The sequence below is a fragment of the Escherichia sp. MOD1-EC7011 genome, assembly GCF_002965005.1.
GTDB classification, from domain to species: Bacteria; Pseudomonadota; Gammaproteobacteria; order Enterobacterales; family Enterobacteriaceae; genus Escherichia; species Escherichia ruysiae.
This window is the reverse complement of sequence record NZ_PTRD01000034.1, coordinates 1-20,111: the sequence shown is the minus strand read 5'-3', so window position 1 is coordinate 20,111 and position 20,111 is coordinate 1. Positions and strand designations below refer to the sequence as shown.

The window sequence follows — 20,111 nt, the reverse complement described above, 5'->3', positions numbered from 1 at the left end:
AAAGTTAAATGCTTTTACCGAAAGTATTGCATTGTGCCGGATCGCCGCTGTCGAAACCACGTTTAAACCAGCTATAGCGTTGTTGGGATGTACCATGAGTAAAGCTGTCCGGCACTACCCGCCCCTGACTTTGCTGCTGTAAGCGGTCATCGCCGATGGCTTGCGCTGCATTCAGCGCCTCTTCCAGATCGCCAGTTTCCAGAACGCCTTGTTGCTGCATACTGTGCCCCCAGACACCGGCAAAACAGTCGGCCTGGAGTTCCATACGCACAGATAAGCGGTTCACTTCTGCCTGCGTCGCGTTTTGTTGCAATTGACGGACTTTCGGTTCAATGCCTAACAGTTTCTGCACATGATGACCGACTTCATGGGCGATAACGTATCCCTGAGCGAAATCACCATCCGCGCCCAGTTTGTCTTTCATGTCATCATAGAAAGAGAGATCGATATAGACCGTACCATCCGCCGGGCAATAGAACGGCCCCATAATAGACTGTCCGGCGCCGCAACCGGTGCGTGTCATTCCGCGATACATCACCAGCTTCGGTTGCTGATAAGTCTTACCCATCTTCTCGAATTGCTGTCCCCAGGTGTCTTCCGTGGTTGCCAGAATTACCGAGGTGAATTTTGCTGCTTCATCTTCATTTGGGCTAATTGAGCGCGTTGATTGCTGTTGAGAAATCGGCTGTCCGGTCATCAACCCAGTTAAATCAACACCATAGTAGCCAGCAACCAGCACCACTACCAGTAAAATCAGCCCACCTTTACCGCTTGGCAGACGGAAACCGGGACCGCCCATTGACGGGCCACCAGAGCTGTTTCGCCTGTCTTCAACATTGTCACTTTCACGACGCCCTTGCCAGCGCATAGATACCTCAACAATATATTCATTATAGTGATGATCGTAGGTGCTTCAGAGGAAGATTACCACAGAAAAACGGGAGGAAATGATGGAGGAATGAGCGTTCAATTCACGTATTACAAGAGCGGTCATCTTGCCGTGCCAGCAGCACGGCAAGATGATGAACAGAAAAATCAGTCCAACTGTACACCCAGGCGGCGGGCGACGGCTTCATAAGCTTCAATCAAACCACCGAGGCTCTGACGGAAACGGTCTTTGTCCATTTTCTCCAGCGTTTCTTTGTCCCACAGGCGACTGCCGTCCGGGGAGAACTCATCGCCCAGTACCACTTCGCCTTTGTACAGACCAAACTCCAGCTTGAAGTCGACCAGAATCAGACCGGCATCATCAAACAGTTTTTTCAGCACGTCGTTCGCTTTGTAGGTCAGTTCTTTCATACGCGCCAGGTTCTCTTTGCTTACCCAGCCAAAGGTTTCGCAATAAGATTCGTTAACCATCGGGTCATGCATGGCATCGTTTTTCAGGAACAGATCGAACAGCGGCGGGTTCAGCTCAATACCTTCTTCAATTCCAAGACGTTTCACCAGAGAGCCAGCAGCACGGTTACGTACGACACACTCAACCGGCACCATATCCAGCTTTTTCACCAGACATTCAGTATCGGAGAGCAGACGCTCCATTTGAGTCGGGATACCCGCTTCAGCCAGTTTGCTCATAATGAAGTAGTTGAACTTGTTGTTCACCATACCTTTGCGATCAAACTGCTCAATGCGCGCACCATCACCTGCTGACGTATCATTGCGGAATTCGAGCACCAACAGATCCGGGTTTTCCGTGCTGTATACGGTTTTCGCTTTACCACGATACAACTCAGCTTGCTTTTGCATCTTTATCACTCCTGGGTGTGAATTAACGTTTTAAAATCTTTTGCTGTCTGGTGTGCCGGATATTTTGTCGGATGCGGCGTGAACGCCTTATCTGACCTGTGTCCGACAAACAAATTTCGTGCGAATTAACGCTAAAATCGCGTTTTTCTGCCGACGCACACGTTTGCGTATCATAACAGAAAAAAGGGCCGGATTACTCCAGCCCTGTATTTTTACTTGCTAAACGCTGCCTGGAAGACAGATACCAGTGCGTCGTTTTGGCTTTGAGTCAGCGTATGGCCTTTCGGATCGATGAACTGCAAGCTGCTGCGGTTATCTAAATCACCGACCTGCAGTTTATAGTCACCGGATGCCAGGCCTGGATCGCTCGCGCCCAGTTCCTGCCAGTCGCTGTCAGACAACGGCTTATAGGTCACGGCCATGCTGCCCTGCGAACGGGTGCTGTCGGTCGCTTTCATGCCCACTTTTTCCAGCGCCGCTGGCAGACGTTGCCAAACCACGTTGAACGGCCCGCGAACGACCAGCATTGGTAAGCCTGTGTCATCAGCAGCACTTTGTACGTCCATGGTGGTGGAAGCACGGTTTTGCGCCGCATTAGCCGCATCGGTCACGGATTTATCCAGACCGGCGGAAATGACGTTCATCATCTCCGTGCTGTAACGCTGCATGGAAGCCGCGTCTGCAACCGGTTTGCCCGCCTGCTCCAGGTTCAGCAGTTTCACCGTTACCGCCTGCTGATAACCCTGCGGTTTAACAGAGATTTGATAACGACCGCGATACTGCTCGTCTTCGTCCAGACGATTCCATTGCACCCAATCGGTAGTCAGCGTCTGACCAGCATCATCGCGTTGGGTAATGGTGTAGTTTTTCGCCTGCAGCACGCTAACAACCTGCGGCCACAAAGTATTACCACGACCATTTTCTACCAGCAGCGAGGCGGTGTCGCCCGTAAACTGGGTACGTGCGCCGGAAATCAGCGCCAACGGCTGGGCAGGTGGACGAATGTCCAGCGCCTTACCGACAGCACCGCTACCGTTGGTCACCGGTATTGCATAATCACCGGAAGTCACCGGCAAAATCATTCCTGCCGGGGCATGAAGCTCCGCAAGCGGTGCCGCTTCCAGATAGGCTTCATCACCACTCACCTGACGCTTATAGCGTGAGTCAGAACTACAGGCTGCGAGTAACAGAACAAGCGATACACCCGCAACCTTTGCCAGGCGCGACTTTTGAACAGAGTAAGCCATCAAATCTCCCTAAACTTTACAGCAAACCGGCATACTTAAGCGCCGCTCTGACCGTCTCACGACCACTGTCGGTGATTGGTGTCATTGGCAGGCGCAGCGTATCGGTCGCCACAAGACCCAGTTCCTTACATGCCCATTTCACCGGGATTGGATTGGGTTCGACAAATAGTTTGTTGTGTAATGGCATCAGACGCTGGTTAATAACGCGTGCCTCGGCAAAATGCCCTTCTGCCGCCAGTTTGCACATCTGAGCCATATCACGCGCTGCGACGTTAGCAGTAACGGAAATAACGCCATGACCACCTAACTGCATGAAGTCCAGCGTGCTCGCATCATCGCCGCTCAGCAGAACAAAATCGTCTGAAACCAGCTCTTTGATCTGGTTAACACGCGTTAAGTTCCCTGTTGCCTCTTTGATTCCGATAATATTTTTTACTTTCGCCAGACGGCCCACCGTTTCTGGTAGCAGATCGCAGCCAGTACGGGACGGCACATTATACAGGATTTGCGGCAGGTCAGTATGTTCAGCGATGGCTTTGAAATGCTGATACAGACCTTCCTGCGACGGGCGGTTGTAATAAGGGGTCACCGTCAGGCAGCCAGCAATGCCACTGTCATTGAAACGCTGTGTCAGGCTAATGGCTTCCGCAGTAGCGTTAGCGCCGGTTCCGGCAATCACCGGAATACGCCCGTCAGCCAGCTCCAGGGTCATCATCACCACATCAACATGTTCGTCATGATTCAGGGTAGCGGACTCACCAGTGGTGCCAACAGAAACAATCGCCGAAGTACCGCTGGCGACATGATAATCAATCAGTTTTTTTAAGCTAGCCCGACAGACATTACCTTTTTCATCCATCGGAGTAACAATCGCGACAATACTTCCCGTGAACATGGGCCATCCTCTGTGCAAACAAGTGTCTCAATGGTACGTTTGGTATGGCATTAAAAGCAAGCAAACAGAACCGTTCTGATTGTTGTATGCATGTTTTTTTTATGCTTTCCTTAAGAGCTACTCTCCCCCTTGAAGGAATAACCGGTTTGACACTGTCATCGCAACATTATCTGGTGATCACTGCGCTGGGTGCCGATCGCCCAGGAATTGTGAACACTATCACCCGTCATGTCAGTAGTTGCGGCTGTAATATTGAAGACAGTCGCCTGGCGATGCTGGGAGAAGAGTTCACCTTTATCATGCTGCTTTCCGGTTCATGGAACGCAATCACCTTGATCGAATCAACGTTACCGTTGAAAGGTGCCGAACTGGATCTTTTAATCGTGATGAAGCGCACGACGGCTCGTCCGCGTCCGCCGATGCCAGCATCTGTCTGGGTTCAGATCGATGTGGCAGATTCACCGCATTTAATTGAACGCTTTACCGCACTTTTTGACGCGCACCATATGAACATTGCGGAGCTAGTGTCTCGCACGCAACCTGCTGAAAATGAACGAGCTGCGCAACTGCATATTCAGATAACCGCCCACAGCCCGGCGTCTGCGGATTCAGCAAATATTGAACAAGCTTTCAAAGCACTATGTACAGAACTCAATGCGCAAGGCAGTATTAGCGTCGTCAATTATTCCCAACATGATGAACAGGATGGAGTTAAGTAATGAATCCACTGAAAGCCGGTGACATCGCACCGAAATTTAGCTTGCCGGATCAAGACGGAGAACAAGTTAATTTGACCGACTTCCAGGGACAGCGTGTTCTGGTTTATTTCTACCCGAAAGCCATGACCCCCGGCTGTACCGTACAAGCTTGTGGCTTACGCGATAACATGGATGAGTTGAAAAAAGCCGGTGTTGATGTACTGGGTATTAGCACCGATAAACCCGAAAAACTCTTCCGTTTTGCGGAAAAAGAGCTGCTCAACTTTACACTTCTGTCTGATGAAGACCACCAGGTGTGCGAACAATTCGGCGTCTGGGGAGAGAAGTCCTTCATGGGCAAAACCTACGATGGTATTCACCGCATCAGCTTCTTGATCGATGCTGACGGCAAAATCGAACATGTCTTTGACGATTTCAAAACCAGCAATCACCACGACGTAGTGATTAACTGGCTGAAAGAACACGCCTGATTACTTTGCTCCATTCCGTGCTGGCTGCGCTTGCGGCCAGCACTCCTCACCTCCGGCGATATAGCGGAGTAAAGGTTAATCTTGCGCAATTTGACCATCGGGCCAGGCATGGATTACCGCTTTAATTAGCGTCGCCAGAGGAATGGCAAAGAACACCCCCCAGAATCCCCACAGACCACCGAAGATCACCACCGATAAAATAATCACCAGCGGATGCAGGTTAACCGCTTCGGAGAACAACACCGGTACTAACAGGTTGCCATCCAGCGCCTGAATAATCAGATATACCGCGAAGCAGCTCCAGAATTCAGTGCCAGCGCCAAACTGGAATAGCGCCACGCCGACCACCGGAATGGTCACCACAAATGCGCCAATGTACGGAATAAGCACCGAGAAACCGACCAGCACCGCCAGCAGCAGTGAATAGTTCAACCCGAAAAGCAAGAACCCCAGCCAGGTGGCTATCCCCACCACAATCATCTCCAGTACCTTGCCACGGATGTAGTTGGTGATTTGCTGGTTCATCTCCTTCCAGACCTGACCTGCCAGCCCACGGTTACGCGGAAGCACCCGGCGGACGGCATTCAACATTTGCTCTTTATCTTTCAGAAGGAAAAAGACCATCAGCGGCACCAGAACAAGATAGACGGCAATGGTCAGCAGGCCCACCAGCGAGGCGAGAGAGATTTTCACCACCGAATCGCCCATGGTAAGCATCCGGCTGCGCATATTGTCGGCCATCGCATCAATAATGCCCGCATCCATTAACGCCGGATAACGGCGCGGCAACGTGGCGGCAAAATCAGACAGTTTATTGAGCATCCCCGGCATATCGCGGATTAAATATATGCCCTGCTGCCAGGCGATAGGCAGTACCACGAACGCCATCAGCAGCAAAATTCCAACGAAAACCACCAATACAATCGACGTCGCCCAACGACGGGAACAGCCAATAGATTGCAGGCGCACGGTTGGCCATTCCAGCAAATAGGCCAGCACAATAGCAACCAGCAACGGTGCGAGTAGGCCACTAAAGAAAAAGATAATGCCAAATCCGGCAACTAAAATAACCAGCAAGGCAATCGCTTCCGGATCACTAAAACGGCGGCGATACCATTGCATCAACATTTCGAGCATAAAGACCTTCCCTGAACCTCAAGAGCGGGATTGCGATCCGCAATTGTATCGAAATGTCACAAAAAAGACTTCGCTTTTTATGACGGATTCAGGAAACTGAAAAGTCATTTGAGTGGGTTAATCTTCGCCGTTACACTCAAAGGCGGCGCGGTGGGAACGATATTTCACAGTATCGATCAAATGACTATCTCCAGAAATACAGGACAGAGGTTATGTTCAGGCAGTTGAAAAAAAACCTGGTTGCAACCCTCATTGCTGCTATGACCATCGGTCAGGTAGCCCCGGCGTTTGCCGATAGCGCAGACACCTTGCCGGATATGGGAACCTCCGCAGGAAGCACGCTTTCCATTGGTCAGGAAATGCAGATGGGCGACTATTATGTCCGCCAGCTACGCGGCAGCGCACCGTTAATTAATGACCCGCTATTAACGCAATATATTAATTCGCTGGGGATGCGCCTGGTTTCACATGCCAACTCAGTTAAGACACCGTTTCATTTCTTTCTGATCAACAACGACGAAATTAACGCCTTTGCTTTCTTTGGCGGCAACGTGGTGCTGCACTCTGCCCTGTTCCGTTATTCCGATAACGAAAGTCAACTGGCTTCAGTTATGGCGCACGAAATCTCCCACGTCACCCAACGTCACCTGGCGCGAGCGATGGAAGATCAGCAGCGCAGCGCGCCACTGACCTGGGTCGGGGCGTTAGGTTCTATTTTACTGGCAATGGCCAGCCCGCAGGCGGGGATGGCGGCGCTGACCGGTACACTGGCGGGAACGCGCCAGGGGATGATCAGCTTCACCCAGCAAAATGAACAGGAAGCGGACCGCATTGGTATTCAAGTGCTGCAACGCTCGGGGTTCGATCCGCAGGCGATGCCGACCTTCCTCGAAAAACTGCTCGATCAGGCGCGTTACTCTTCGCGTCCGCCGGAAATTTTGCTGACTCACCCGCTGCCGGAAAGCCGTCTGGCTGATGCCCGTAACCGTGCCAATCAGATGCGCCCAATGGTGGTGCAGTCGTCGGAAGATTTCTATCTGGCGAAAGCGCGCACACTGGGGATGTACAATTCCGGACGTAATCAGCTCACCAGTGATTTGCTGGATGAATGGGCAAAAGGTAACGTTCGTCAGCAACGGGCAGCGCAATATGGTCGCGCTTTGCAGGCGATGGAAGCCAATAAATACGACGAGGCACGGAAAACGCTGCAACCGTTACTGGCGGCAGAACCCGGCAACGCGTGGTATCTCGATCTGGCTACCGATATCGATCTTGGGCAAAACAAAGCCAATGACGCGATCAATCGCCTGAAAAATGCCCGTGATTTGCGCACCAATCCTGTGTTGCAGCTCAACCTGGCGAACGCTTATCTGCAAGGGGGTCAACCACAGGAAGCCGCCAATATTCTGAACCGCTACACCTTTAACAATAAAGATGACAGCAATGGCTGGGATTTACTGGCACAGGCGGAGGCCGCGCTAAATAATCGCGATCAGGAACTGGCAGCGCGAGCAGAAGGTTATGCGCTCGCCGGGCGACTCGATCAGGCAATTTCCTTGTTGAGTAGCGCCAGTTCGCAGGTGAAATTAGGCAGCCTGCAACAAGCGCGTTACGATGCGCGCATCGACCAGTTGCGCCAGTTGCAGGAACGCTTTAAGCCTTATACCAAGATGTAATTTGCATTAAAGGAAGAACAATGACCAAACAGGTAAAAATCTACCATAACCCACGCTGTTCAAAGAGCCGGGAAACGCTGACACTGCTGAAAGAAAACGGCGTGGAGCCAGAAGTGGTGCTCTATCTTGAGACTCCCGCCGATGCGGCAACGCTGCGCGATTTGCTGAAAATGCTGGGGATGAATAGCGCCCGTGAATTGATGCGCCAGAAAGAAGATCTTTATAAAGAGCTGAACCTGGCTGACAGTTCGCTTAGCGAAGAGGCGCTGATTCAGGCGATGGTGGATAATCCGAAGCTGATGGAGCGCCCGATTGTGGTCGCCAATGGCAAAGCGCGGATTGGACGTCCACCGGAGCAAGTGCTGGAAATCGTGGATTAAGATGTGCCCCATCGCTAGTTAAGGCACATTGCCGGATGCGACGCTTGCCGCGTCTTGTCCGGCCCAGGAATACTATGGATTAACTTCGCGTAGGTCGGATAAGGCGCTCGCGCCGCATCCGACAATAAACACCTTATCTACAACTTCAGAATTTCTTTCACAAACGGAATGGTCAGCTTACGCTGTGCGGTAATCGACGCGCGATCCAACTGATCCAGCGTCATAAATAGCGTGCGCATCTCTCTGTCGAGCCGCTTCAGCAAGAAGCGTCCCACATCTTCCGGCAGTTCAAAACCACGCAAACGCGCGCGTAACTGTAGCGCCTGCAACTTATCTTCATCAGAAAGTGGCTGCAATTTGTAGATCTGCCCCCAGTCAAGACGCGACGCGAGATCCGGTAATCCCAGATTCAACTGACGCGGTGGGCGATCGCCGGTGATCAACAACCGTGTTTTGCCCGACTCCAGAATCCGATTGTAGAGATCGAAAATCGCCATCTCCCACAACTCATCGCCGGCAATACACTCGATATTGTCGATGCAAACCAGCGACAAATGCTCCATACCGTCGAGCACTTCCGGGACAAACCAGGTGCGTTTATCCAGCGGGACATAGCCCACCGCATCACCACGCTGCGACAATTCCGCGCAAGCCGCGTGCAGCAGATGGCTGCGCCCCGCGCCTTCGCGTGCCCAGAGATAGATGTAACCGCTATGTTCCTGACGCAGCACGTTTTGCAGCGCGGCCAGTAGAGAGGAGTTATCCCCCGGCCAGAAACTTGCAAAGGTTTCGTCGTCAGGAAGATAAAGTGGCAAAGAGAGCTGTGCCGGTGTGTTCAGAGATACCTCAACCAGGATTTCACAAAATCGCGAGAAGTTTACCACAGAATCCCATGATGTTTGAACCGGGCAGCAGCACTGCCCGGTCGGTACATTATTTGTCTGTTATATCTGCGTCTTCTGCGTCCAGCACCACTTCTTCAGGGCGCAGCACGCTAATCAGTTTGAAGATCAGGCTTAAGCCGATACCGACGATAGTCGCCAGCGCCATGCCTTTCAGCTCCGCCGCGCCGATGTTTACCTTGGCACCACTGACGCCGATGATCAAAATCACGGAAGTCAGGATCAGGTTCTGTGCTTTGTTGTAATCCACTTTCGATTCGATCAACACACGAATACCGGAAGCACCGATGACACCGTAAAGCAGCAGCGAAACGCCGCCCATCACCGGCAATGGGATCATCTGGATAGCAGCCGCCAGTTTACCGACGCAGGAAAGCAGGATAGCAAAAATCGCCGCGCCGCCGATAACCCAGGTACTGTAAACACGGGTGATCGCCATCACGCCAATGTTTTCCCCGTAGGTGGTGTTTGGCGTGGAGCCAAAGAAGCCGGAGATCACAGTCGACAGGCCGTTAGCGAACATCGAACGGTGCAGACCCGGATCGCGCAGCAAATCCTTTTTGACAATGTTAGCCGTTACTACCAGGTGACCTACGTGTTCGGCAATAACCACTAATGCCGCTGGCAGAATAGTCAGAATAGCGAACCACTCGAAGCGCGGCGTATAGAGGGTTGGCAGCGCAAACCAGTGAGCATTAATAATCGGCGTGGTATCGACAATTCCCATGGCGAAGGAGAGCGCGTAACCCACCAGCACGCCAATTAAAATCGGGATAATTGCCAGGAAACCACGGAACAGCACGGAACCTAAAACCGTGACCGCCAGGGTGGTAATAGAGATGATGATGGTTTTGGAGTCTGGCGTTTGCCCTTCAGCCGGGAGTAAACCCGCCATACCAGCAGCTACGCCCGCCAGCTCCAGACCGATGACGGCAACGATTGCGCCCATTGCCGCAGGTGGAAACAGCACGTCCAGCCAGCCGGTTCCCGCTTTCTTCACGATGAAAGAGACCAGGCAGAACAGCACGCCGCACATAATAAAGCCGCCCAGCGCGACTTCATATCCCAATGGCAACAGTAACAATACCGGTGAAATAAAGGCAAAGCTGGAACCAAGATAAGCCGGGATTTTCCCTTTACAGATGAAGAGATACAGCAGCGTCCCGATACCGTTAAATAACAGTACAGTCGCCGGGTTAATATGAAATAAGACGGGCACCAGGACGGTTGCACCAAACATGGCGAACAAATGTTGCAAACTAAGCGGGATTGTCTGTAAAAGTGGCGGTCTTTCACTCACCCCGATAGCACGGCGCGTCATAGTATTATCCTCTGTATTATGTGTTATAGGCGCTTTACTCAAAAAAAAGCCGACTCTTAAAGTCGGCTTTAATTATTTTTATTCTTTATTTTGTACCAAAGATTTTGTCACCGGCATCGCCAAGACCCGGAATAATGTATCCATGCTCGTTCAATCCCTGGTCAATCGATGCAGTATACAGCTCGACGTCCGGGTGCGCTTTTTCCAGCGCAGCGATACCTTCTGGTGCAGCGACCAGCACCAGAACTTTGATGCTGCTGCAGCCCGCTTTTTTCAGCAGGTCGATAGTCGCGATAACGGAACCACCGGTTGCCAGCATTGGGTCAACGATCAGCGCCATACGCTCATCGATGTTAGAAACCAGTTTCTGGAAGTACGGTACTGGTTCCAGCGTTTCTTCATTACGGTACATACCGACTACGCTGATGCGCGCGCTCGGAACGTTTTCCAGCACGCCATCCATCATCCCCAGACCAGCGCGCAGAATCGGCACCACGGTAATTTTCTTACCTTTAATCTGGTCGATTTCCACCGGGCCGTTCCAGCCTTCGATGGTTACTTTTTCAGTTTCGAGGTCAGCGGTCGCTTCGTAAGTCAGCAGGCTACCCACTTCGGAAGCGAGTTCGCGAAAGCGCTTGGTGCTGATATCTTGCTCACGCATCAGTCCCAGCTTGTGTTTGACGAGTGGGTGTTTGACTTCCACGATCTTCATACTCTTTCTCCTTTGAGGGCAGCCACAAAAAAAATCGACGGATTATACCGCCTTTCTTCAAGGCGGCAATATTATTTTCGTTGACTTCAGTCAAGATCATAAAGATTTTAGATAAAGTTATTTTATAATCAAATAGTTAATAGTGGTAATTATCCTGGCAAAAAATCATTCATCCGCTCTATGTACACATTTTTTTTGTCACTCTCTCGGTAAAAAGAGGTTAAAAAAGGTTATGTAAAGCAGTCTCGCAAACGTTTGCTTTCCCTGTTAGAATTGCGCCGAATTTTATTTTTCTACCGCAAGTAACGCGTGGGGACCCAAGCAGTGACCGATAAAACCTCTCTTAGCTACAAAGATGCCGGTGTTGATATAGACGCAGGTAATGCTCTGGTTGGAAGAATCAAAGGCGTAGTGAAGAAAACGCGTCGCCCGGAAGTGATGGGCGGTCTGGGCGGCTTCGGTGCGCTGTGTGCGTTGCCGCAAAAATATCGTGAACCCGTGCTGGTTTCCGGCACTGACGGTGTAGGCACCAAGCTGCGCCTGGCAATGGACTTAAAACGTCACGACACCATTGGTATCGATCTGGTCGCCATGTGCGTTAATGACCTGGTGGTGCAAGGCGCTGAGCCGCTGTTTTTCCTCGACTATTACGCAACCGGAAAATTAGATGTCGATACTGCTTCATCAGTGATCAGCGGCATCGCCGAAGGTTGTCTGCAATCCGGGTGTTCGCTGGTAGGTGGCGAAACGGCGGAAATGCCGGGGATGTATCACGGTGAAGATTATGACGTTGCGGGTTTCTGCGTTGGCGTGGTAGAAAAATCAGAAATCATCGACGGTTCTAAAGTCAGCGACGGCGATGTGCTGATTGCGCTTGGCTCCAGCGGTCCGCATTCGAACGGCTATTCGCTGGTGCGCAAAATTCTCGAAGTCAGCGGTTGTGATCCACAAACTACCGAACTTGATGGTAAGCCATTAGCCGATCATCTGTTGGCACCGACCCGCATTTACGTGAAGTCCGTGCTGGAGTTGATCGAAAAGGTCGACGTGCACGCTATTGCGCACCTGACCGGTGGCGGCTTCTGGGAAAATATTCCGCGCGTATTGCCGGAAAACACTCAGGCAGTTATTGATGAATCCTCCTGGCAGTGGCCGGAAGTGTTCAACTGGCTGCAAACGGCGGGTAATGTCGAGCGCCATGAAATGTATCGCACCTTCAACTGCGGCGTCGGGATGATTATCGCCCTGCCTGCTCCGGAAGTGGACAAAGCTCTCACTCTGCTTAATGCCAACGGTGAAAACGCGTGGAAAATCGGTATCATCAAAGCCTCTGATTCCGAACAACGCGTGGTTATCGAATAATGAATATTGTGGTGCTTATTTCCGGCAACGGAAGTAACTTGCAGGCAATTATAGACGCCTGCAAAACCAACAAAATTAAAGGCACCCTACGGGCAGTTTTCAGTAATAAGGCCGACGCGTTCGGCCTTGAACGCGCCCGCAAAGCCGGTATTGCAACGCATACGCTCATCGCCAGCGCGTTTGACAGTCGTGAAGCCTATGACCGGGAGTTGATTCACGAGATCGATATGTACGCTCCCGACGTGGTTGTACTGGCCGGTTTTATGCGCATTCTCAGCCCGGCGTTTGTCTCCCACTATGCTGGTCGTTTGCTGAACATTCACCCTTCCCTGCTGCCAAAATATCCCGGTTTGCACACCCATCGTCAGGCGCTGGAAAATGGCGACGAGGAACACGGTACATCGGTGCATTTCGTTACCGATGAACTGGACGGTGGGCCGGTTATTTTACAGGCAAAAGTCCCGGTATTTGCCGGTGATACAGAAGATGAAATCACCGCCCGCGTACAAACCCAGGAGCACGCTATTTATCCGCTGGTGATTAGCTGGTTTGCCGATGGTCGTCTGAAGATGCACGAAAACGCCGCGTGGCTGGATGGTCAGCGTCTGCCGCCGCAGGGCTACGCTGCCGACGAGTAACGCCGCCGTAGTTAAAGCGCCAGCCCTGCGTTGGCGTTTTTCAATTCACCTGTAAATCGCAGGCTCCAGCAGTTTTTTTCTCCCTTTTCTGGCATAGTTGGACATCTGCCAATATTGCTCGCCATAATATCCAGGCAGTGTCCCGTGAATAAAACGGAGTAAAAGTGGTAATGGGTCAGGAAAAGCTATACATCGAAAAAGAGCTCAGTTGGTTATCGTTCAATGAACGCGTGCTTCAGGAAGCGGCGGACAAATCTAACCCGCTGATTGAAAGGATGCGTTTCCTGGGGATCTATTCCAATAACCTTGATGAGTTCTATAAAGTCCGCTTCGCTGAACTGAAGCGACGCATCATTATTAGCGAAGAACAAGGTTCTAATTCTCATTCCCGCCATTTGCTGGGCAAAATTCAATCCCGCGTGCTGAAAGCCGATCAGGAATTCGACGGCCTCTACAACGAACTGTTGCTGGAGATGGCGCGCAACCAGATTTTCCTGATTAATGAACGCCAGCTCTCTGTCAATCAACAAAACTGGCTGCGTCATTATTTTAAGCAGTATCTGCGTCAGCACATTACGCCGATTCTAATCAACCCTGACACTGACTTAGTGCAGTTCCTGAAAGATGACTACACCTATCTGGCGGTAGAAATTATCCGTGGCGACACTATTCGTTACGCGCTGCTGGAGATCCCCTCAGATAAAGTGCCGCGCTTTGTGAATTTGCCGCCGGAAGCACCGCGCAGACGCAAGCCTATGATTCTTCTGGATAACATTCTGCGTTACTGCCTTGATGATATTTTCAAAGGCTTCTTTGATTATGACGCGCTGAATGCCTATTCAATGAAGATGACCCGCGATGCTGAATACGATTTAGTGCACGAGATGGAAGCCAGCCTGATGGAGCTGATGTCTTCCAGTCTGAAACAGCGTTTAACCGCAGAACCGGTGCGTTTTGTTTATCAGCGCGATATGCCCAGTGCTCTGGTTGAGGTGTTGCGCGAAAAACTGACGATTTCCCGCTACGACTCCATCGTACCCGGTGGTCGTTATCATAATTTTAAAGACTTTATTAATTTCCCCAATGTCGGCAAAGCGAATCTGGTGAATAAGCCACTGCCACGTTTACGCCACATTTGGTTTGATAAGGCCCAGTTCCGTAACGGTTTTGATGCCATTCGCGAACACGATGTGCTGCTCTATTATCCTTATCACACTTTTGAACATGTGCTGGAACTGCTACGCCAGGCCTCGTTCGACCCAAGCGTACTGGCGATTAAAATTAACATTTACCGCGTAGCGAAAGATTCGCGCATCATCGACTCGATGATCCACGCCGCTCACAACGGTAAGAAAGTCACCGTGGTGGTTGAGTTACAGGCGCGTTTCGATGAAGAAGCCAACATTCACTGGGCAAAACGGCTGACTGAAGCGGGCGTACACGTGATTTTCTCTGCGCCGGGGCTGAAAATTCACGCCAAACTGTTCCTGATTTCACGTAAAGAAAACGGCGAAGTCGTGCGTTACGCGCATATCGGAACCGGGAACTTTAATGAAAAAACCGCGCGTCTTTATACCGACTACTCACTGCTGACCGCCGATGCGCGCATCACCAACGAAGTACGGCGGGTGTTCAACTTTATTGAAAATCCATACCGTCCGGTGACTTTCGATTATTTAATGGTGTCGCCGCAAAACTCCCGTCGTTTGCTGTATGAAATGGTGGACCGTGAGATAGCCAACGCTCAACAAGGGCTGCCTTGCGGTATTACCCTGAAACTGAATAACCTGGTCGATAAAGGTCTGGTCGATCGACTGTATGCGGCCTCCAGTTCCGGCGTGCCGGTGAATCTCTTGGTACGCGGAATGTGTTCGCTGATCCCCAATCTGGAAGGTATTAGCGACAATATTCGTGCTATTAGTATTGTCGATCGTTACCTTGAACATGATCGGGTTTATATTTTTGAAAACGGCGGCGATAAAAAAGTTTACCTTTCTTCCGCCGACTGGATGACACGCAATATTGATTATCGTATTGAAGTGGCTACACCGCTACTCGATCCCCGACTGAAGCAGCGGGTGCTGGACATCATCGAAATTCTGTTCAGCGACACGGTCAAAGCGCGTTATATCGATAAAGAACTCAGTAATCGCTACGTCCCCCGTGGTAACCGCCGCAAAGTACGGGCGCAATTGGCGATCTACGACTACATCAAATCACTCGAACAATCTGAATAACCCTATGCCAATACACGACAAATCCCCTCGCCCACAGGAGTTTGCTGCGGTCGATCTTGGTTCAAACAGTTTCCACATGGTCATTGCCCGTGTGGTTGATGGCGCAATGCAGATTATTGGTCGCCTGAAACAACGGGTACATCTGGCGGACGGCCTGGGGCCAGATAATATGTTGAGTGAGGAAGCGATGACGCGTGGCTTAAACTGCCTGTCGCTGTTTGCCGAACGCCTGCAGGGTTTTTCTCCTTCCAGCGTCTGTATTGTCGGAACCCATACTCTACGTCAGGCGCTGAATGCCACTGACTTTCTGAAGCGAGCAGAAAAGGTTATCCCCTACCCAATTGAAATTATTTCCGGCAACGAAGAAGCGCGTCTGATTTTTATGGGCGTGGAGCATACCCAGCCGGAAAAAGGCCGCAAACTGGTTATTGATATTGGTGGCGGCTCAACAGAACTGGTGATTGGTGAAAATTTCGAACCTATTCTCGTGGAAAGTCGCCGGATGGGTTGTGTCAGCTTTGCCCAGCTTTATTTCCAGGGCGGCGTCATCAATAAAGAAAATTTTCAGCGCGCACGCATGGCAGCAGCGCAAAAACTTGAAACCTTAACCTGGCAATTCCGTATCCAGGGCTGGAATGTGGCAATGGGCGCTTCCGGCACCATTAAAGCTGCTCATGAAGTGTTGATGGAAATGGGCGAGAAAGACGGGATAATTACCCCGGAACGTCTGGAAAAACTGGTAAAAGAGGTTTTACGGCACCGTAATTTCGCATCGCTGAGTTTACCGGGTCTTTCCGAAGAGCGGAAAACTGTCTTCGTTCCTGGACTGGCGATTTTATGCGGTGTGTTTGATGCCTTAGCCATCCGTGAACTGCGACTTTCTGACGGGGCGCTTCGTGAAGGCGTACTGTATGAGATGGAAGGACGTTTTCGCCATCAGGATGTGCGTAGCCGCACCGCCAGTAGTCTGGCTAACCAGTATCATATCGACAGTGAACAGGCACGACGGGTGCTGGATACCACTATGCAAATGTACGGACAGTGGCGAGAACAACAACCGAAGCTGGCGCATCCGCAACTGGAGGCGCTACTGCGATGGGCCGCCATGCTGCATGAGGTCGGGTTGAATATCAACCATAGCGGTTTGCATCGCCACTCCGCTTATATTCTGCAAAACAGCGACTTGCCGGGTTTTAATCAGGAACAGCAGTTGATGATGGCGACACTGGTGCGCTATCACCGTAAAGCGATTAAGCTCGACGATCTGCCGCGCTTTACCTTGTTTAAGAAGAAACAGTTCCTGCCACTGATTCAGCTATTACGCCTTGGCGTATTACTCAATAATCAACGTCAGGCTACCACCACGCCGCCAACATTGACGCTGATTACCGATGACAGCCACTGGACCCTGCGTTTTCCGCATGACTGGTTTAGCCAGAACGCGCTGGTATTGCTTGATCTGGAAAAGGAACAAGAATACTGGGAAGGCGTGGCTGGCTGGCGACTAAAAATTGAAGAAGAAAGCACGCCTGAAATTGCGGCTTAATATGAAATGAAAACGGGCCAACATGTTATGTTGGCCCAAATAAATTACGCGCTTTCCCGGACTGGCTCTCTTTCACCCAGTATCGCCACTAACGGCTGAGGTTCACCAATCAAAAATCCTTGCAGATAATCAATACCTAAAGAATGCACCGCTTTGCGAATCTCTTCATTTTCAACATATTCCGCAACCACTTGCATTTTCTTCATTCGCGCCAGATGACAAATTGACGCCACTATCTGGTAATCCAGACTATTCGAGGCAATATTGCGTATGAAGCTGCCATCAATTTTTAATAAATTGGCATTCACATTTTTTAGCCGCGCATAACTAGCGTAGCCGGTGCCGAAATCATCAATTGCAATTTGACATCCTAACTCCTGAAGATGCAGCAACGTATTCTGCGCCTGCTTAACATTGGTCAGGGTATTACTCTCGGTTACCTCAAAGATAAGCTGCCACGCTTCTATTTGATATTTACTTAAAAATTTACTGATATCTAAAGGGAAACTCGCCTGACAAACGGAAGTTGGCGACAGGTTAATAGCAAACCGACGAGCTGGCATTTTTTCTCTATTTTCCGCCATAAATTGCAGTGTATGCTCGATAACCCACATGTCGATACTGGACGATAAGCCAAACTCATGCGCGACCGGTAAGAAATTGTCAGGATTGATGAGTTCACCATTATCTCCTTTCATGCGCAGCAGAATTTCATGATAAACATCACCGCGCACCCCTGTAATCGGCTGAGCCATCAGGCAAAAATCGTTATGCTCAAGCGCCTGTTGTAGCCGATTCATCATCGCCACCTTGTCTTTCAATTCACGTTGTAAATACATTGCCCCGCGACGCTGCATATTTTCCGGGGTATTGGTCACGATAGAAAGTTCGGCAACCGTATTTAGCTCTCCCAGCAGCAGATATATATGATTAACCGGTGAGCGGACATAGCAATAACTGACGCCAATCTGAGGCTGTAACGGCATTCCATCCCAAAAGAAACGAAACTGTTTCAGATGATTATCCAGCGTGGTAATGCGCTCCTGGTATGATTCTGTATTCAGTCGCAACGCAAGGTCGTTACCGGAAAGCTGATAAACAGCTTCGCCCGGTTCCAGCAACGGTGTCAGCCAGTGTGAAAGTTTTTGTTTATATTGAATGCGTAGCATGATGCCATAGTTCTTTACCAGCATTTCCATGCCAGGGATGCGTAAATAACATAGCGCGGACCAGGGAGCATCACGCAATGCGCGATTCAGGGCACGAATGTTTGGCAGATGAACAACCGGATCCACATATGCAAGCCGTTGAATGCGTCTGACCACCGCTCGCTGACGGGTTGCCAGAACAGCCATATAATTCACAATAAAAGAAAATACCAGATAACTGGAGGAAGTTATGGTCAGTTGCGTGGTATATCCAGGATAAAGGGGAATGTAATTCTGATAGCTGTGAATGCTGATCATCAGCACTACCGCCCAGAGCAGTGATATAAACTTATAGCCATAGCGCATTGCTCCCCACATCATCAGCGGTAGCAATAACGATAACGTATAGTTGGTGCTAAAAATTGTGCTTTTTTCATTTAATGGCATACATAGCAACAACAACAACGCACCCAATGCAAGCAACCAGATCGCAAATTCTTTTTTGGTAACCTTTTTGTCAACCTGCTGTTTTAATTGCGAATAATAGCTACGTAAATAAAACGGATTCCGCACCACCCGAATGATGAAGTAGCACAGTGGGACGCCGATAAGATTACCTACCAGCAAGGCCTGGTAATTGATTAATGTCCCGAGGTTAAAGGGCATAACCCCTACCAGATTATCTCTGCTCGCCAGTAACCCTACAAATGCCGCAAACTGGAAAAGTACCAGAAACAACGTTGCAGGGAAAACAATCTGCCAGAAAATTCGCTGGGAAATTAAGCGGATATCACCATGTGAAACGTTGTTACGCCGGGGAGAAAAGACCCTGTAACCGCCCCAACAAATAATAATAATGATAATAAAATTAGCTGTTAACGAAAGCGTTTCATAAAGGCCAAGCTCCGCATACTTACGAACAAAAATGCCTAATGCTATACCCGGTAATGCAGCCCAGCTAAAAAACATCATCATGCTGATCATCAGAGCCAGGGGCAGATAAAAGAGAAAGACTTCACCGGAGGAAATATGCGCAAAAGTATTTATTTGTGCGAAAATGGGCAAGATTAAAGAAGGCAGGATCAGCGGAAGCCCCCACCATTTATCACGTATTTTTATATAAGTTGCATTCAGTTTCATAGATGCTCAACAGAATTCCCCACATCCTGAAAGGGGTGTATTCAGACAGGCATCCCACCTGAATTCGACGGATGATTATTCATCACTATAGAGAGTATCGATTCTAAGTGTCATATGAAAGTTCCAATTGATATATATCAAACAAAATAACCATGATTAATGAATTATTACGTTTATCATGTTAAGCCATCATTATTACATCATTGTTGTAAATAATTAAATCAACTTCCATAACATTAGAATATGTATCCGCTGACGCTTTTTTACATAATAGAGAATTGACCATTTTGCCCAGGTGTGCCTTAATGTAAGTACCGTCCACAGAGTGGGACATACTTCAAGGAACCTTTTGTGAGTCAGGCAACCAGTATGCGAAAACGACACCGATTTAACAGTCGCATGACCCGTATCGTACTGCTCATCAGCTTTATCTTCTTCTTTGGTCGCTTTATCTACTCGTCCGTGGGTGCCTGGCAGCATCATCAGAGCAAAAAAGAAGCGCAGCAATCCACTCTCTCTATCGAATCCCCGGTACAACGTTAGCGGTTACCTTCTCCATTTTAACTTAACAAGACGGCGCATTGCTGCCCGATGTTTTTGCTCTTTGTAGTTAACAAAGCGGCAAGCATTCTTTCACCTTAAATTTCACCCATTGTCTCGACTGAAGTAGATCCTGCCTTAGAAGGCATAAGCTCTAAATTAATACATATATTTAAATTATATTTATTTAATAATTTATTTCTCGCATGAATTTTCATAAATTTAATCTATTACTTTATACGCAATACATTTACTTTCCTCTTTTGATGATCTTAAATATCTTATTTTTCGT

At 49.7% G+C, this 20,111-nt stretch carries 19 protein-coding genes; 9 read left to right on the top strand and 10 right to left on the bottom strand.

All coding sequences use genetic code 11. From position 1 onward, the window contains the following. Positions 1 to 4: 4 nt before the first annotated feature. The 4 genes from A7098_RS16995 to dapA form a co-directional block, all read right to left on the bottom strand. Positions 5 to 868 carry a neutral zinc metallopeptidase gene (locus A7098_RS16995; RefSeq protein ID WP_001267512.1) on the bottom strand — a complete coding sequence of 288 codons (864 nt, stop codon included), beginning with the start codon at positions 866 to 868 and terminating at the stop codon, positions 5 to 7. A gap of 167 nt (positions 869 to 1,035) precedes the next feature. After that, positions 1,036 to 1,749, bottom strand: coding sequence for a phosphoribosylaminoimidazolesuccinocarboxamide synthase (purC, locus tag A7098_RS16990; protein WP_001295467.1), 714 nt, complete (start codon positions 1,747 to 1,749; stop codon positions 1,036 to 1,038). A 212-nt stretch (positions 1,750 to 1,961) separates the two neighbouring features. Next, the gene (bamC, locus tag A7098_RS16985) at positions 1,962 to 2,996 is read right to left on the bottom strand and encodes an outer membrane protein assembly factor BamC (protein WP_105281135.1); all 1,035 of its coding nucleotides are present in this window, start codon (positions 2,994 to 2,996) and stop codon (positions 1,962 to 1,964) included. A gap of 16 nt (positions 2,997 to 3,012) precedes the next feature. After that, positions 3,013 to 3,891: a 4-hydroxy-tetrahydrodipicolinate synthase gene (dapA, locus tag A7098_RS16980; RefSeq protein ID WP_010344577.1), complete on the bottom strand. Its 879-nt coding sequence runs from the start codon at positions 3,889 to 3,891 to the stop codon at positions 3,013 to 3,015. A 146-nt stretch (positions 3,892 to 4,037) separates the two neighbouring features. On the opposite strand from dapA, the gene A7098_RS16975 reads away from it, so the two are divergent. Both A7098_RS16975 and bcp read left to right on the top strand, forming a co-directional pair. Continuing rightward, positions 4,038 to 4,610 (top strand): glycine cleavage system transcriptional repressor, encoded by a 573-nt coding sequence (locus A7098_RS16975; protein ID WP_000176182.1) that lies wholly within the window; start codon positions 4,038 to 4,040, stop codon positions 4,608 to 4,610. Next, the gene (gene bcp / locus A7098_RS16970; protein WP_001068678.1) at positions 4,610 to 5,080 is read left to right on the top strand and encodes a thioredoxin-dependent thiol peroxidase; all 471 of its coding nucleotides are present in this window, start codon (positions 4,610 to 4,612) and stop codon (positions 5,078 to 5,080) included. The genes A7098_RS16975 and bcp overlap by 1 nt, the downstream gene beginning before the upstream one ends. A 75-nt stretch (positions 5,081 to 5,155) precedes the next feature. Here bcp and A7098_RS16965 read toward each other — a convergent pair whose 3' ends face one another. Further along, a complete protein-coding gene (locus tag A7098_RS16965) occupies positions 5,156 to 6,217 on the bottom strand; it encodes an AI-2E family transporter (RefSeq protein WP_000892038.1) in 1,062 nt (353 codons plus the stop codon). A 212-nt stretch (positions 6,218 to 6,429) separates the two neighbouring features. On the opposite strand from A7098_RS16965, the gene bepA reads away from it, so the two are divergent. Then, positions 6,430 to 7,893: a beta-barrel assembly-enhancing protease gene (gene bepA / locus A7098_RS16955; protein WP_000489665.1), complete on the top strand. Its 1,464-nt coding sequence runs from the start codon at positions 6,430 to 6,432 to the stop codon at positions 7,891 to 7,893. Between the two features lie 20 nt (positions 7,894 to 7,913). Next, entirely contained in the window at positions 7,914 to 8,273 is a 360-nt protein-coding gene (gene arsC, locus A7098_RS16950) for an arsenate reductase (glutaredoxin) (protein WP_000166470.1), read from the top strand. A 137-nt stretch (positions 8,274 to 8,410) separates the two neighbouring features. On the opposite strand, the gene A7098_RS16945 is transcribed toward arsC, so the two are convergent. The 3 genes from A7098_RS16945 to upp form a co-directional block, all read right to left on the bottom strand. After that, complete coding sequence (locus A7098_RS16945; protein WP_001307333.1) at positions 8,411 to 9,112, bottom strand: DnaA inactivator Hda; 702 nt, start codon at positions 9,110 to 9,112, stop codon at positions 8,411 to 8,413. Between the two features lie 94 nt (positions 9,113 to 9,206). Beyond that, positions 9,207 to 10,496, bottom strand: coding sequence for a uracil permease (gene uraA, locus A7098_RS16940; RefSeq protein ID WP_000198328.1), 1,290 nt, complete (start codon positions 10,494 to 10,496; stop codon positions 9,207 to 9,209). A gap of 85 nt (positions 10,497 to 10,581) precedes the next feature. Then, a complete protein-coding gene (gene upp, locus A7098_RS16935; protein WP_001295473.1) occupies positions 10,582 to 11,208 on the bottom strand; it encodes a uracil phosphoribosyltransferase in 627 nt (208 codons plus the stop codon). Between the two features lie 324 nt (positions 11,209 to 11,532). Between upp and purM the strand changes: the two genes are divergently transcribed. The 4 genes from purM (at position 11,533) to ppx (ending at position 16,991) form a co-directional block, all read left to right on the top strand. Next, entirely contained in the window at positions 11,533 to 12,570 is a 1,038-nt protein-coding gene (gene purM, locus A7098_RS16930; RefSeq protein WP_010344571.1) for a phosphoribosylformylglycinamidine cyclo-ligase, read from the top strand. Further along, on the top strand, positions 12,570 to 13,208 hold the full coding sequence (purN, locus tag A7098_RS16925; protein WP_001028605.1) for a phosphoribosylglycinamide formyltransferase: 639 nt from the start codon (positions 12,570 to 12,572) through the stop codon (positions 13,206 to 13,208). Before purM ends, purN begins: the two co-directional genes overlap by 1 nt. Before the next feature lie 170 nt (positions 13,209 to 13,378). Then, on the top strand, positions 13,379 to 15,445 hold the full coding sequence (ppk1, locus tag A7098_RS16920; RefSeq protein WP_010344570.1) for a polyphosphate kinase 1: 2,067 nt from the start codon (positions 13,379 to 13,381) through the stop codon (positions 15,443 to 15,445). 4 nt (positions 15,446 to 15,449) lie between these two features. Then, positions 15,450 to 16,991, top strand: coding sequence for an exopolyphosphatase (ppx, locus tag A7098_RS16915; protein ID WP_001121374.1), 1,542 nt, complete (start codon positions 15,450 to 15,452; stop codon positions 16,989 to 16,991). A 44-nt stretch (positions 16,992 to 17,035) separates the two neighbouring features. On the opposite strand, the gene A7098_RS16910 is transcribed toward ppx, so the two are convergent. Both A7098_RS16910 and A7098_RS23985 read right to left on the bottom strand, forming a co-directional pair. After that, positions 17,036 to 19,279 carry a sensor domain-containing phosphodiesterase gene (locus tag A7098_RS16910; protein ID WP_085461011.1) on the bottom strand — a complete coding sequence of 748 codons (2,244 nt, stop codon included), beginning with the start codon at positions 19,277 to 19,279 and terminating at the stop codon, positions 17,036 to 17,038. A gap of 181 nt (positions 19,280 to 19,460) precedes the next feature. After that, positions 19,461 to 19,613 carry a hypothetical protein gene (locus A7098_RS23985; protein WP_000019881.1) on the bottom strand — a complete coding sequence of 51 codons (153 nt, stop codon included), beginning with the start codon at positions 19,611 to 19,613 and terminating at the stop codon, positions 19,461 to 19,463. A 17-nt stretch (positions 19,614 to 19,630) separates the two neighbouring features. Here A7098_RS23985 and A7098_RS16900 point away from each other — a divergent pair, with 17 nt between their 5' ends. After that, on the top strand, positions 19,631 to 19,822 hold the full coding sequence (locus A7098_RS16900; RefSeq protein ID WP_000075999.1) for a YfgG family protein: 192 nt from the start codon (positions 19,631 to 19,633) through the stop codon (positions 19,820 to 19,822). The last annotated feature ends 289 nt before the right edge of the window (positions 19,823 to 20,111 follow it).